The sequence below is a fragment of the Alcaligenes sp. EGD-AK7 genome (assembly GCF_000465875.3).
GTDB lineage: Bacteria > Pseudomonadota > Gammaproteobacteria > Burkholderiales > Burkholderiaceae_B > Alcaligenes > Alcaligenes phenolicus.
Genome location: NZ_AVOG02000069.1, coordinates 41,160 through 55,572, shown reverse-complemented (window position 1 = coordinate 55,572; position 14,413 = coordinate 41,160). Strand labels below are relative to the sequence as shown.

Annotated in this window: 14 protein-coding genes and 1 tRNA gene; 12 read left to right on the top strand and 3 right to left on the bottom strand. The window is 55.5% G+C overall.

The features are described from left to right. Positions 1-27 precede the first annotated feature (27 nt). The 6 genes from N879_RS18445 (at position 28) to erpA (ending at position 4,738) form a co-directional block, all read left to right on the top strand. Positions 28-1,131, top strand: a complete 1,104-nt coding sequence (locus N879_RS18445; RefSeq protein WP_009460663.1) for a TRAP transporter substrate-binding protein — start codon at positions 28-30, stop codon at positions 1,129-1,131. A gap of 330 nt (positions 1,132-1,461) precedes the next feature. Beyond that, positions 1,462-1,890, top strand: a complete 429-nt coding sequence (gene rplM, locus N879_RS18440) for a 50S ribosomal protein L13 (protein ID WP_003801836.1) — start codon at positions 1,462-1,464, stop codon at positions 1,888-1,890. Positions 1,891-1,899: 9 nt separating this feature from the next. Then, positions 1,900-2,292: a 30S ribosomal protein S9 gene (gene rpsI / locus N879_RS18435; RefSeq protein WP_009460666.1), complete on the top strand. Its 393-nt coding sequence runs from the start codon at positions 1,900-1,902 to the stop codon at positions 2,290-2,292. A gap of 159 nt (positions 2,293-2,451) precedes the next feature. Continuing rightward, complete coding sequence (gene argC, locus N879_RS18430; protein WP_009460668.1) at positions 2,452-3,516, top strand: N-acetyl-gamma-glutamyl-phosphate reductase; 1,065 nt, start codon at positions 2,452-2,454, stop codon at positions 3,514-3,516. Positions 3,517-3,551: 35 nt separating this feature from the next. Further along, positions 3,552-4,289: a DUF6776 family protein gene (locus N879_RS18425; RefSeq protein WP_152978331.1), complete on the top strand. Its 738-nt coding sequence runs from the start codon at positions 3,552-3,554 to the stop codon at positions 4,287-4,289. A gap of 80 nt (positions 4,290-4,369) precedes the next feature. Next, entirely contained in the window at positions 4,370-4,738 is a 369-nt protein-coding gene (gene erpA / locus N879_RS18420) for an iron-sulfur cluster insertion protein ErpA (RefSeq protein WP_003801826.1), read from the top strand. A gap of 388 nt (positions 4,739-5,126) precedes the next feature. Here erpA and N879_RS18415 read toward each other — a convergent pair whose 3' ends face one another. Both N879_RS18415 and N879_RS18410 read right to left on the bottom strand, forming a co-directional pair. Then, positions 5,127-6,224 (bottom strand): anhydro-N-acetylmuramic acid kinase, encoded by a 1,098-nt coding sequence (locus N879_RS18415; RefSeq protein WP_009460674.1) that lies wholly within the window; start codon positions 6,222-6,224, stop codon positions 5,127-5,129. Positions 6,225-6,227: 3 nt separating this feature from the next. Beyond that, positions 6,228-7,595 (bottom strand): M23 family metallopeptidase, encoded by a 1,368-nt coding sequence (locus N879_RS18410; RefSeq protein WP_009460675.1) that lies wholly within the window; start codon positions 7,593-7,595, stop codon positions 6,228-6,230. A 242-nt stretch (positions 7,596-7,837) separates the two neighbouring features. Between N879_RS18410 and tyrS the strand changes: the two genes are divergently transcribed. The 6 genes from tyrS to N879_RS18380 all read left to right on the top strand — a co-directional run bounded on the left by tyrS (position 7,838) and on the right by N879_RS18380 (position 13,035). Further along, positions 7,838-9,064, top strand: a complete 1,227-nt coding sequence (gene tyrS, locus N879_RS18405; protein WP_009460677.1) for a tyrosine--tRNA ligase — start codon at positions 7,838-7,840, stop codon at positions 9,062-9,064. 19 nt (positions 9,065-9,083) lie between these two features. Beyond that, entirely contained in the window at positions 9,084-9,719 is a 636-nt protein-coding gene (locus N879_RS18400) for a YbhB/YbcL family Raf kinase inhibitor-like protein (protein ID WP_009460679.1), read from the top strand. Positions 9,720-9,902: 183 nt separating this feature from the next. Continuing rightward, entirely contained in the window at positions 9,903-11,153 is a 1,251-nt protein-coding gene (gene glyA, locus N879_RS18395) for a serine hydroxymethyltransferase (protein ID WP_009460681.1), read from the top strand. A 36-nt stretch (positions 11,154-11,189) separates the two neighbouring features. Beyond that, positions 11,190-11,651 carry a transcriptional regulator NrdR gene (gene nrdR / locus N879_RS18390; protein ID WP_003801815.1) on the top strand — a complete coding sequence of 154 codons (462 nt, stop codon included), beginning with the start codon at positions 11,190-11,192 and terminating at the stop codon, positions 11,649-11,651. A gap of 4 nt (positions 11,652-11,655) precedes the next feature. Then, the gene (ribD, locus tag N879_RS18385; protein ID WP_009460683.1) at positions 11,656-12,804 is read left to right on the top strand and encodes a bifunctional diaminohydroxyphosphoribosylaminopyrimidine deaminase/5-amino-6-(5-phosphoribosylamino)uracil reductase RibD; all 1,149 of its coding nucleotides are present in this window, start codon (positions 11,656-11,658) and stop codon (positions 12,802-12,804) included. A gap of 140 nt (positions 12,805-12,944) precedes the next feature. Next, positions 12,945-13,035, top strand: a tRNA-Ser gene (locus N879_RS18380). 143 nt (positions 13,036-13,178) lie between these two features. Here N879_RS18380 and N879_RS18375 read toward each other — a convergent pair. After that, a complete protein-coding gene (locus tag N879_RS18375; protein WP_009460685.1) occupies positions 13,179-14,162 on the bottom strand; it encodes a GlxA family transcriptional regulator in 984 nt (327 codons plus the stop codon). Positions 14,163-14,413: the final 251 nt, after the last annotated feature.

Below are 14,413 nucleotides of genomic sequence, written 5' to 3'. Positions count from 1 at the left end.
TACCGAATACCCACAAGGAGGTTATTCATGCAGCGTCGCTCGTTTCTGAAAAAGGCAGGTCTTGGCGCCGTAGCCAGTACCGCCGCTATTGCTGCTCCTGCTATTGCCCAAAGCAATCCCAAGGTTAATTGGAAGCTGACATCGACTTACGGTCCCGCTACCCCGGCTCTGTTTTCGACAGCCCAGTCGTTTTGCAAGATGGTGGAAGAGGCCTCGGACGGCAACTTCAACATCCGTCTGTACCCAGCCGGTGAAATTGTCCCCGGTTTTGGTGTGATGGATGCAGTCAGCAATGGCACGGTGGAGTGCGGTCAGACAGCTTCTTATTACTACTACGGTAAAGACCCCTCGTTCAGCTTTGACACGGCCGTGCCTTTTGGCCTGAATGCCCGTCAAATGAACGCCTGGATGCAGGAAGGCAACGGTACCAAGCTGCTGCGTGAACTGTTTGCCACTCGCAACATCATCAACTTCGCTTTCGGTAACACCGGCACCCAGATGGGTGGTTGGTACCGCAAGGAAATCAACTCTCTGGAAGACCTGAAAGGTCTGAAGATGCGTACGGCCGGTTTTGCTGGCGAAGTGCTGGCCCGCATGGGCGTGGTGCCTCAGCAAGTGCCACCAGGCGATATTTACCCATCGCTGGAAAAAGGCACACTGGACGCCGTGGAATTCGTCGGTCCTGTGGATGACGAGAAACTGGGCTTCCAGAAAGTGGCCAAGTATTACTACTATCCCGGTTGGTGGGAGGGGTCGGCCCAGGTTTCGCTGTACGTGAACGACGCTGCTTTCAATGCACTGCCCAAGCAATACCAGTCCCTGATTGAAATTGCTTCGCGTGCTGCGGGCGAGCGCATGATCTGTCAGTACGACGCCCAAAGCCCAGGCGCCCTGCGTCGCCTGATCGCCAGCGGTGCGGTACTGAAAGCCTTCCCGCGAGACGTGATGGACGAGTCCTTCAAGACCGCCAATATTCTGTACAAGGAGTTCTGCGACAAGGATCCCATGTTCAAGAAGATTCACGACGACTACATGGGCTTTCGTGACGCGATTGTGCCTTGGTTCCGTGTGGCCGAAGGCTCTTACGACAACTACCTGGGCATTGCTCTGGCAAACCAGAAAAAAGGCTGATCCCCGTAGTTGGGACCGGGCAGGGCAGTCTGCTCCGGTTCGACTAACCAGTCTTGTTAACCCCTGTTTTTCCTTTGGAAAGCAGGGGTTTTTAATGCGCCTTCCCTTTATGAGAGAGCGCCTGGTTGTGGCAAAAAACCTGTGTTTTTGTGCAAAACCCTAGTGTTATCCACTATTTATGTTATTATGGCGAGCTATTTGGCAGAAATGCACGGGCGGAATATAACGCCTTGGCAGGGTCAAATAGAGCTGCCCGGCTTGAAACAGCGGGTAGATTGTATGGGCCGAGCATGTTGCTTTGACCCAGAATTTTAATATTTAGGAACCATCATGAAGACCTTCGTGGCCAAGCCGCTTGAAGTCAAACGTGACTGGTTTGTGATTGACGCTAAAGGCAAAGTCCTTGGTCGTGTGGCCAGCGAAGTCGCACGCCGTTTGCGTGGTAAGCACAAACCCGAATATACCCCTCACGTTGATACCGGCGATTACATCATTATCATCAACGCTGCTGACATTGCCGTGACCGGTAACAAGGCGCAGGATAAGAAGTACTATCGTCACTCGAACTACCCAGGCGGTATTTACGAAACCAACTTCCAAACCATGCAAGAGCGCTTCCCAGGCCGTGCCATCGAAAAGGCCGTCAAGGGTATGTTGCCAAAAGGCCCTCTGGGCTACGCCATGGCCAAGAAACTGAAGGTTTACGCTGGTGCCGAGCATCCTCACAGTGCTCAACAGCCTAAAACTCTGGACATCTAAGGATAGGTCATGATTGGTAACTGGAATTACGGTACGGGCCGTCGCAAGACCTCCGTTGCTCGTGTCTTCATCAAGAAGGGTACGGGTCAAATCGTAGTCAACGGCAAGCCTGTTGACGAATACTTTGCTCGTGAAACGGGTCGCATGATTGTGCGTCAGCCCCTGGTGCTGACCAACCATGTTGAATCGTTTGACATCAAGATCAACGTGCATGGCGGCGGCGAAAGCGGCCAGGCCGGTGCTGCCCGTCACGGCATAACCCGTGCTCTGATCGACTACGACGCAACACTGAAGACAGAACTGAAACAAGCTGGCTTGGTGACTCGTGACGCTCGTGCTGTTGAGCGTAAGAAAGTCGGTCTGCACAAAGCACGTCGCCGCAAACAGTTCAGCAAGCGTTAATTCGCTTCGCGACCTGTTTATGGTGCTCAAAAACCCCGGACGTGTCCGGGGTTTTTGTTTGCTGGCTACATTTGTCCTGCTTTGCCCGCTCTGGTACTTGAGAACAGGCAGGACTACGTTAAGATAGAATTTTTGCTCGTCTCTCTTTCAGGAAAGTTCATGGCTACACATAGCGATACCCGGATCAAGGTAGGGATTGTTGGCGGTACAGGTTACACCGGGGTCGAGTTGCTGCGTCTGTTAAGTCAGCACCCCCAGGTAGAACTGGTTGCCATTACCTCGCGTAAAGAGGACGGCGTGCCGGTATCGGATATGTATCCGAACCTGCGTGGTCATGTGGACCTGAAGTTCTCCACGCCGGAAAATGCCAATCTGGAACAGTGTGACGTGGTCTTTTTTGCCACTCCACATGGCGTGGCCATGAGCCAGGTCGAACGTCTGCTGGAAGCGGGCGCGCGCGTTATTGACCTGGCCGCAGACTTCCGCCTGCAAGATACGGACGTATTCCAGAAGTGGTACAAGATGGAGCACAGTTGCCCGGACATCCTGAGCCAATCGGCTTATGGCCTGCCAGAGCTGCTGCGCGACAAGATTGCTCAAGCCAAGGTTATTGGTAACCCTGGTTGCTACCCCACCACCGTCTTGTTGGGCCTGGCTCCCTTGCTGGAAGGCGGCAAGGCGCTGGTTGATACCCAGCATCTGATTGCAGACTGCAAATCCGGTGTGTCCGGTGCTGGTAAAGGGGCTTCGGTTCCCAATTTGTTTGCTGAAGCCAGCGACAACTTCAAGGCATATGGCGTGTCGGGTCACCGTCACCATCCGGAAATTGTGGAACAGCTGCAGCGATTGGCTGGTGGCCCGGTGGGTCTGACCTTTGTGCCCCATTTGGTGCCCATGATCCGAGGCATGTTCTCCACGATCTACGCACGTATCAAGCCCGAAGCCATGGATACAGACTTTCAGGCCCTGTACGAGCAGCGCTATGCCCAGGAAACCTTTGTAGATGTGCTGCCTGCCGGTACTCTGCCAGAAACCCGCTCGGTACGCGCTTCCAACCAGCTGCGTATTTCCGTGCAGCGTCCTGGCAATGGCGATCAGCTGATCATTCTGGTGGTGCAGGACAATCTGGTTAAGGGTGCTTCGGGTCAGGCGGTGCAGAACATGAATATCTTGTTCGGTCTGCCAGAACAAACCGGCTTGAATCACGTTGCAATTTTGCCTTAAAGGGAACTTGGCCTTGGTGAACAGGTCAAATGTTTATGGCTGAATCACCGCAAACCAATTCTTCTACTGTCGCTCCTTCCCGTTCGCGGGGCGGGGCGACTACGATTGGGCTGGCCGTATTGCTGGGAGTGTTGTTGGGCGGTGGAGGCCTGTGGCTTTACCGCAGCCTGACTCAACCGGCCGATCAGTCCGAACAAATACAGCTGGCCATGCAAAATCTGGCGCGTAGCCAGCAATCCCTGCAGCAAATTCAAAGTGAATTTGAAGGGCTGCGCGGGCAACTGGTTCTGGAAGAGAGCACGCGCAAGGGTTTGGAAAAGTCCTTATCGTCTACCCAGGCCGAACTGGCGCAGACGCGCGAACAGTTGGCCTTTTACGAACAGTTGCTCCCACCCGGTCCCAGTGGTTCTGTTACTGTCCGAGCCCTGGACGTTGCAAAAAGGGGTGATTTGCTGGAGTACAAGGTACTGCTGCAACGTAACGCCCCAGAAGGAAAGGCTTTTTCCGGTCGCCTCCAGTTTCAGCTGACTGGGCGGCAAGACGGAAAAAACGTTAAAATCGATTTATCACCCAGTTCCGGGCCGGACTCGGTACTGGCAGAGTCGTCTGTAGAACAGATCGATCCTTTGGTTTTAAACTTCAACCAGTTTCAGCGCGCCGTGGGTTGGCTGGCTTTGCCGCCAGGCTTTGAACCCACCGCCTTGACGCTGAACGTCCTGGAAGGAAGCGTTATCCGCGCCTCTCGCCAGGAAAAAATCGCCCAGCCAGACTAATCACCTTACCCGCGGGTGGTCATGTGCAAGGCGATCACATGATAATTATTCATGCCGGCGGGGGCCGGCAGGAGAACCACATGAGCACTCTTACCGAATCCGTTGATCTGCAAGCCCCTCCTTCCCCACTGATCTTTACCGATTCAGCGGTTGAGAAGGTCCGTGAGCTCCTGATTGAAGAAGGCAGCCCCGAACTGAAGCTGCGCGTCTTCGTGCAAGGTGGCGGCTGTTCCGGCTTCCAGTACGGCTTCACCTTTGACGAACTGGTAAACGACGACGACACCATTATTGATAAGGATGGCGTGCAACTGCTGGTTGACGCCATGAGCTTCCAATACCTGGTGGGCGCTGAAATTGATTACAAGGACGACCTGGACGGCGCTCAGTTCGTGATTCGTAACCCGAATGCCACAACTACCTGCGGCTGCGGTTCTTCCTTCACGATGTAAGAAGGCAAGGCTGGCGCTGATTGCTTAGCGTTTCTGGCCTTGGCAGGTTGCTACAAAGTACACCCCAGACTCTGAGTTCAGAGTCTGGGGTGTTTTGTTTACGGGGTTTTGTTGAAGGCCGTGCAGCGTCAGGTTTCAGGGCTAATCCCTTGTAGGGCGCTTCGCGGTTCAACTTTGGGTGCTCGTTCGGAGCCTGGGTAGGGCGGCGAAGCAGCTCAATGCTGTTAATGGCACGGCCCAAAGAAAAGAACGGCTTGCTTCTATTTGTTTTGAACAGGAGGGGCGCTGCCTTGTCATGTTCTGCTTTTTTGGCAGGTGCTTGGCTAACGGATTATGAGTCCGCCGCTGTATTTTAAAGTTTTGCGAAGCTAAACGTTAAAAGCAGTTCTCAGGCCGGATAACAAGCGCCCAGCACCGTAGCGCGCCGTGCGCCTGTCACAGCGGGCAGTCCCGCAGGAATACGTTCGATATGCGCGTAAGCCAGCCAGGCAAAGGCCAGGGCTTCGATGGATTGCGGATCCATGCCCAGCTCGGCGCTGGAGCGGATAGGCATAGTCACCAGATCGCCCAGGCGTTTCAGCATGGCCGGATTGGCAGCGCCACCGCCACACACGATCACCTCTTGAATATGATCTTCGTAAGGCCTGATGGCTTGTGCAACGCTGTGTGCGGTCAAATCCATCAGAGTGGATTGCACCGTAGCGGGCTGAAGCTCGCCTTTCGGATCAACACGATCCAGATGCTCCTGCAGCCACCCCAAATTGAACAGATCACGACCTGTAGATTTAGGAGCAGGCAGAGCAAACCAGGGTTCGCTCAATAGGCTGGCAAGCAAGGCAGGATCAGATGCCGCGCTATCAGCCCATTGTCCGCCCTTGTCGTAGGACTGGCCTTGATGCTTGTTCATCCAGGCATCCAGCAGCATGTTCGCCGGGCCAGTATCGAAGCCAAAAACATCGCGTCCAGGCAGCAGCAGGGAGATATTCGCAATTCCACCCAGGTTCAGAATGACGCGGCCATGTTCGTGACGGAACAGGGCTTCATGGACGATGGGCACCAAAGGTGCACCTTGGCCGCCCGCCGCTATATCCCGGCTGCGGAAATCCGCAATCACGTCCACTCCACAGCGTTCGGCCAGAAGAGCAGGGGCATTCAATTGCAGGGTATAGCCCTGGTCAGGCGCATGGCGGATAGTCTGACCGTGTACGCCAATCGCACGGATCAGGTCTTTCTCGGGGCCTTGAGTCCAGGGCGTGCAAGTCTGAGCATAGAGCTCGGTCAACTGCTGGGCGGCGATGCTGGCGCGGGCCAGTTCATCGTGCCCCGGATGCTGCAAAGCCAGCAGCTCGTCTCGCAGAGCGGCTGGCATGGGCAGGCTGTGGGTTTGGTGTATCTGTGCCCCCTGTGGGCCGAAGGATGCCAGCACGGCATCCACACCGTCCATGCTGGTACCAGACATCAGTCCGATAAACAGGGGGGCTTTCATGGTTTAGCGGCTGGCCAGCTTCACGGGCTCAGCATCTGTGTGCAGCAAGGCAAAGCTGTTTTGGTAGGAAGCCAGGGTTTGCTGGAACTGCTTGCGCTGCGGGGCATCCAGAACGCGTGCTACTGGCAGGTCTACCGACAGGGGATCAACGGCTTTCTGGGCGATACGGAATTCGTAATGCAGATGTGGGCCTGTTGCCCAGCCCGTCGAACCCACATAGCCAATCAATTGACCCTGTTCTACGCGGTCGCCTTTGCGCAGTCCAGCGGCAAAGCGGCTCTGGTGAGCGTACAAGGTGGTGAACTGACCGTGATGCTTCAGGATGATCGTGTTGCCGTAGCCGTTCTGGCGGCCAATAAACTCGACCGTGCCATCCGCGGTAGCGTGGATGGGGGTGCCGGATGGGGCGGCATAGTCCACACCCTTGTGGTCGCGCCAGCCACCATGTACCGGATGGCGGCGACCGCCAAAGGTGGAGCTGATGCGGGTGAACTTCAGGGCGGTGCGCAGGAAAGCGCCTTTCAGACTTTGGCCGCTGAAATCGTAATAACCGCCGGAGCCATTTTCAGGCTGGAACCAGGCGGCCTCATGGATTTTGCCCTGATTGATGAATTCCACTGCCAGCAAGCGGCCCGAACCCACGTCCTGGCCTTCATGACCGTAGGACTCGTAGACCACGCGGAAACTGTCGCCTTTGCGCAGATCTTTCAGAAAGTCGATCTTGCTGCCCATCACATCCGCCATTTGCAGCGTGATGTTGTCGGGGATGCCGGCCTGATCGCTGGCGCCAAACAGCGAGCTGTTGATGGTGGCTTGAGCCACGCGCACTCGGGTCTGGGTCAGGTCGGTTTGTTCCTGGGCGATAAAGCCATTGTTACCATCCGGGCGTACTTCCAGCCAGCTTGCCAGACCTTGGCCGGACTGATCGGAGTAGGGAGTATGACGGTAGCGCAGCCACTGCAAATTGCCATTGGCATCCAATGCGGCTTGTACGGTACGGCCAGGGTAAAGCTTGTAGATGGAGCGCGCTTTCTTGTCATGCGTCAGAAATTGCAGCAGGCCCTCTTCACTGACTTCCATGCGCTGGAGCAGGGCGGACAAGGTGTCGCCACGGCGGATGCGGGTTTCAGTAATGTAGGCTTGCTGGTCCTGGGCCTGCAGCACGGTCAGGTCCGATGGCAGGGTCAAGGCGGTGCGGGCTTGGTAAATCTGGGGTTCCGGGCTGCTGGGCATCACCACGGCAAGTGCACCGGCGGCTACAAAAGAGCCAAGGGCAAGCGTGATCAAACCGGCACGGATAAAAAGGGCTCGGGCGGACCGAGGCTGGTGGATGTTGAGGTGGGAGGAGGAGCGTTTCCCTTTGCTGAACATAAAACCAGAACCTTGTTGGACGTACGGTTTACCGTCCACCCGGCTGGCAGGCGGAGGTCAGTTGTACTGGGCGGACAGAACATTCCAGCCCTGGCGATCTGACCTGCGCGGGAATGATAAAATAATTTGGTTTACGAAACCTTGCTCAATTCTTAAGCACGTCTCGCAATAGCAGGCTATCCTAGCGCATTAGGCTTAATTTTTCGAGCATTTTTACTCATTAGTTTGTCACCAGATTTGTTATGTCATCCCCCTCAGAGCCCCTTTCTCCAGAAGTCCTGGCTGATTTAGCCATCGTCAAACGCGGCTGCGACGAATTGCTCGTCGAATCCGAGTTTGCCCGCAAACTGGCGCGCAGCCATGCAACAGGACAGCCGCTGCGTATCAAGCTGGGTCTGGACCCCACGGCTCCCGACATTCACCTGGGGCACACAGTGGTGCTCAACAAGATGCGCCAGCTGCAGGATTTGGGGCATACCGTCATCTTTCTGATTGGCGACTTCACTTCCACCATTGGTGATCCCAGCGGCCGCAACACGACTCGTCCGCCCCTGACGCCCGAGCAGGTCATTGCCAACGCCAAGACCTACTACGATCAGGCTGCGCTGGTTTTGGACCCTGCTCGTACCGAAGTTCGCTACAACTCGGAATGGTGCGACAAGCTCGGTTCGCGCGGCATGATTCAACTGGCTTCGCGTTATACCGTGGCCCGCATGATGGAGCGTGATGATTTCACCAAGCGCTTCAAGGCGAATCAGCCTATTTCGGTGCACGAGTTTTTGTATCCTTTGCTGCAAGGCTACGATTCGGTTCAATTGAAAGCGGACGTGGAATTGGGCGGTACCGACCAGAAATTCAATTTGCTGGTGGGTCGTGAATTGCAAAAAGAATATGGTCAGGAACAGCAATGTATTTTGACCATGCCATTGCTGGTGGGTTTGGACGGCGTAGAAAAAATGTCCAAATCCAAAGGCAATTACATTGGTATCAGTGAAACGCCGGACTCCATGTTCGGCAAGTTGATGTCCATCTCCGATACCTTGATGTGGCGTTACTTCGAGCTGTTGTCGTTCCGTAGTCTGGAAGACATCGCCGGTCTGCAAAAGCAGATTGAAGAAGGCCGTAACCCACGTGAAGTCAAAGTGGAGCTGGCACAGGAGATCGTCACACGTTTCCACAGCGCCCAGGCCGCCGAGCAGGCACTGGAAACATTTGATGCCCGTTTCCGTCGTGGCGAAATGCCCGAAGACATGCCCGAGGTAACCGTGGCCGGTGAACTGGCCTTGCTGCGCGTCTTGCGCGAAGCAGGTCTGGTTGCTTCCGGCAGCGAAGCCCAGCGCAATGTGGAGCAGGGCGGCGTGCGCATCAACGGCGAACGTGTGGACGATAAAGGTTTGCAACTGGAGCCGGGCAGCTATGTGCTGCAAGTGGGCAAGCGCAAGTTTGCGCGAGTCACTTTGACCGGCTGATTGATTGTGGAGGTCTGCAATGAAACTGCGTAGTGATTCTTTTCAAGATCAGAGCGTGATTCCCGAGCGTCTGGCGTTTTGCCGTTACGACGCGCAATCGAGAGTCGCCTTGGCCGGTAACGCCAATCCGCATCTGGAATGGTCCGATGTTCCCGAGCAGACCCAATCCTTTGTGGTTATTTGCCACGACCCCGATGTCCCCAGTAAACCGGACGATGTGAACCAGGATGGGCGCGAGGTACCGGCGGATTTGCCACGGGTGGATTTCTTTCATTGGGTCTTGATCAACATCTCGCCCGAGCTGCGTAGCCTGGCAGAAGGCTCTTATTCCAAGGGCATCACGCCACGCGGTAAAGCCGGTCCACTGGCTCTGGACGATACGCGCCAGGGCGTGAACGACTTTACCAACTGGTTTGCCAGCGACCGCGACATGAACGGTGATTACTTCGGCTACGACGGCCCGTGCCCTCCGTGGAACGATGCTTTGCCGCACCGTTATGTCTTTACGGTTTATGCCCTGGATATTGCCGAGCTGCCTTTGGAAGGTCGCTTCAATGGCCAGGACGTGTTGCGCGCCATGGAAGGTCATATTCTGGGTCGTGCATCCCTGACCGGTATGTATACCCTGAATCCCCGTTTGATCCAGCAATCCTGATTCCCCAGGGCGGACTGTTTGAGTTTTTTTCATATTCTCTTGAGTCCGCCTGCCGCCGCCTTACTTATTTCCATGTTTTTTGGGGTTTCTGCCACCAGAGATGTTTGTCTCGGTGGTTTGACGCGCTTCCGCGCTAAAATGTTGCTTTCTTAGTTTGCTACCACTTTATCCTTAGGAACCCTCATGTTTGACCGTTCTGCGACTCTTGACAAAGTTGACCCCGATCTTTGGGCTGCGATTCAAAGCGAAGATGTGCGCCAGGAGCAGCACATCGAGCTGATCGCCTCGGAAAACTACACCAGCCCCGCCGTGATGCAGGCCCAGGGCACACAACTGACCAACAAATACGCGGAAGGTTATCCTGGCAAGCGCTACTACGGCGGTTGCGAGTTCGTGGACGTGGTCGAGCAACTGGCTATTGACCGTCTGAAAGAGCTGTTCGGTGCAGAAGCCGCCAACGTGCAGCCCAACTCCGGTTCGCAAGCCAACCAGGGCGTGTACATGGCTGTGCTCAAGCCCGGTGATACCGTTCTGGGCATGAGTCTGGCAGAAGGTGGTCACTTGACCCACGGTTCCCCCGTGAACGCATCGGGCAAGCTGTACAACTTCGTATCCTACGGTCTGGACGAGAACGAAGAGCTGGACTACGACGAGCTGGAGCGCCTGGCCAAAGAGCACAAGCCCAAGCTGATCGTGGGTGGTGCCTCGGCTTACGCCCTGCGCATCGACTTCGAACGCATGGCTCGTATTGCTCATGAAAACGGCGCCTTGCTGATGATCGACATTGCCCACTACGCCGGTCTGGTTGCTGGTGGTGCTTACCCCAACCCCGTGCCTCACGCTGACTTTGTGACTTCTACGACTCACAAGTCCCTGCGTGGTCCTCGTGGTGGCGTCATCATGATGAAGGCCGAACACGAAAAAGCCATCAACTCGGCTATTTTCCCCGGCATTCAAGGCGGCCCACTGATCCACGTGATCGCTGGTAAGGCTGTTGCGTTCAAGGAAGCTCTGGCTCCCGAGTTCAAGACCTACGCTGCTCAAGTTGTGAAGAACGCTGACGTTCTGGCCCGCACTCTGGTTGAGCGCGGTCTGCGTATCGTGTCCGGTCGCACCGAAAGCCACGTCATGCTGGTAGACCTGCGTCCCAAGGGCATCACCGGTAAAGTGGCTGAAGAGGCACTGGGCAAGGCTCACATCACGGTCAACAAGAACGCCATTCCTAATGACCCAGAAAAGCCATTTGTCACCAGCGGCGTGCGTTTGGGTACTCCTGCCATGACCACTCGCGGCTTTAAAGAAGCCGAAGCGGAATTGACGGCGCACCTGATTGCTGATGTACTGGACAACCCTCACGACGAAGCCGTTTTGGCGGACGTTCGTCGCCGTGTACACGAGCTGACTGCCAAGTTGCCCGTTTACTCCTCCAAGTAATCCAGCCGGAGCGGGCCGTGAGGCCCGCGATCTTGAATGAAGTGTCCGTTCTGCCACCATGCCGATACCCAGGTGATCGACTCTCGAATCACCGAAGAAGGCGACGCCATACGGCGACGTCGTAAATGCTCGGCCTGTGAACGGCGCTTCACGACTTACGAGCGTGCCGAGCTGAGCCTGCCTGTTGTGGCCAAGCGCAATGGCACTCGTATGGATTTTGACCCCGCACGTTTGCGGGCGAGCATGGGCGTTGCGCTGCGCAAGCGTTCCATCCCCATGGCTCAGGTCGATGCCGCTGTGCAGCGCATCGAAGAAAAACTTCAACTGACTGGCGAGCGCGAAGTCTCCTCCGAGACCATAGGCGAGCTGGTCATGGCCGAGCTCAAGCAGTTGGACCAGGTGGCCTATGTGCGCTTTGCCTCGGTCTACAAGAGCTTTAAAGACATCCGCGAGTTCGTAGAGGCGATCGACGAAATGAACGATCCCGACCGCGGCTAAGGCTATGGTCGAGCAAGAAGACGTCATCTGGATGCGGCAAGCCCTGGAGCTGGCCGAGAAATCCCTTTATATCAGTGCCCCCAACCCGCGAGTCGCCTGCCTGATCGTGCGCGATGGCCAATTATTGGCTTCGGGTTCAACACAGCAAGCGGGTGGCCCCCACGCCGAAGTGATGGCCTTGCGCCAAGCCAAAGAGCGCGGCGTCAGTGTGGCCGGCGCGACCTTCTACGTCACCCTGGAGCCTTGCAGTCACCACGGGCGAACCCCTCCTTGTGCCGATGCGCTGATCAAAGCAGGCGCTGGGCGTGTTGTCTTTTCCATGTACGACCCCAACCCCTTGGTGGCTGGTAACGGCGTTTCACGCTTGCGTCAGGCGGGTATTACCGTAGATGGCCCCTTGTGCGTAGAGCAGGCGCTGGCGATCAACGCCGGTTTCTTTGCCCGCATGACACGTGGACGTCCCTGGTTGTGGATGAAGATGGCTGCTTCGCTGGATGGCCGTAGTGCCTTGCCGGACGGTCGCTCTCAATGGATTACCGGGCCGCAGGCTCGTGACGACGGTCACCACTGGCGCGCCCGCAGTTGCGTCGTGCTGACAGGCATAGGAACCGTGCATGCCGATAATCCCTTGATGAATGTGCGTGCGGTTTCTACGCCGCGTCCCCCGATCAAGGCTGTGCTGGACACGCATTTACGCATGGACCCGAAAGCTGCCTTGCTGGACGGCACGCCGTGCTGGGTATTCAGTCACCGTCGTGATCCCGAGCTGGAGGCGGAGCTGGCAGATCGAAATGCACAGGTTATTCCCATGCCCTTGCACGAAGGTCAGGTGGATGTTCGTGCCGTTCTGGACTGGATGACAGATCAACAGATCAATGAAGTCCACGCAGAAGCCGGTGCTCGCCTTTCCGGTGCCTTGATTGATGCGGGTGTAGTGGACCAATTACTGATGTACCTGGCCCCCAAGATCCTGGGGCAGGGGCGAGGCGTGGCCGATATTACCGAACTGGCCGGGCTGGACGATGTAGAGCCGTTTGAGTTTACCGATGTGCGCTTGCTGGGTGCCGACCTGCGCGTCCTGGCGCGCCAGCGCGATCATTGGGAAGCCTTGCTGCGAGCGGTGGGTGGAGCTTATCCGCCGGACTCGGAATAAGCTGTTTGTACGCTTTACTGTTCAGTTGCTACTAATTAGCCGAAGAAAGAATTTGAGCACTTGCGTTACAAGGATAAGTGCTGCTATTATTATGGACTTGGCGTTAGCAGCTTCAAATTGCTTGGCCAAAAGAACAGTTAGGACAGGTGGCCGAGTGGTTGAAGGCGCACGCCTGGAAAGCGTGTATACGTTTATAGCGTATCGGGGGTTCGAATCCCCCTCTGTCCGCCAGAATTCAAAAGCCCTCGCACAGCAATGTGCGGGGGCTTTTTTCTTGGCTGCGTTTTACAGAGTCGGTGAAATTAATAATTCATTTGTAGTCAGGCTCTGCGTCGTCGTTGCAAAAAAGGTCGCTGACCGGGAACCGCGCAAGATCAGCGCAGGCCTTGAGAGTCTTGCCTTTGTTTCTCTCGCCATTTTGAGGGAGGAAGTGTTTCGTGTTGCCGCCAGGCGGCGCGAAATGATTGCAGGCTGGCAAAACCACAATGCTCGGCAATTCGCTCAATAGACCAGTCTGTATCCATGAATAATTGACGCGATCTGTCCAGCCGCATGGTTTGTTGGTACTGCTTCAGACTGATGCCGCATTCTTTCATGAACAGGCGGCTCAGATGCCTGTAGCTGACTGAAAATTGTGCTGATAAGGATTCGTTGAGCGGGGTTTGAACCGTCTGTTGTGCCAACCAGTCCTGTACTTCATGAATCAAGGGATGTTGATGATTGCGATAACTCAGATGGACGCTTAACTGCGGGTCTGCTTCCAGACGACGAAACTGAATCAGATTTTCGCGCGCGATACGTGCGCTGATTGCGCTGCCGAAATACTGGGTGATCAGGTGCAATGCCAGATCTATTCCTGCAGAAACGCCAGCTGAGGTATAGATAGGACCATCCTGCACAAGGATGCGTTTGCTGATAACCCGTGCTTGTGGCGCAAGTTGTTGCAGGGTCTTGAGGTGATTGTGATGTGTCGTGCAGAGGCGACCATCCAGCAGTCCTGCTTGTGCCAGCAGCACAGCGCCTGTGCAAACGCTGGCGATCACTATTCCCGACGGTAGCTTGCCCCCGATATCACGTAGCCATTGCGTCACTTGTTGCTGTGCCGGCGTTGCGGGGAGTTCGGCCTGGATTTTGCTTCCGACTACGACAACGACATCTCCTGCGATCAGACGCTTGGGAAGAGGAGCAATCGCGCTTAGAAAAATCCCCTGGTAGCTTTTGATGTGGGATTCCGGCCCGACACACTGGATCTTGATGTCGGCTATATCCAGTTCTGTTAGAGAAGCAAAAATCTGCATAGGCCCTCCCAGATCCAGGATGTGCATCTGGGGAAGGACGACAAAGAAAATCCGTTTCATGTGTTATTCGGATGAGTCATTGATTTGATTTAGCGATGTTATCGCTTTTTATTCTTTTTTCTTAATGGTGTTTTCTTTTCTATTTATGTCCTGAAACGGTCTGGAGCCTGGATGGTCGAGAATTTACGATAAACAAGAAATTTTTACATCGAAAGGGTTTGTCCTCGTGGCGGAAGAATCAAGAGTTATTGAGCTTTATTGGAATCCCGCTTTTACGGGAGCAACGGGGGCCGGGGTGCTGGAGCTTATCA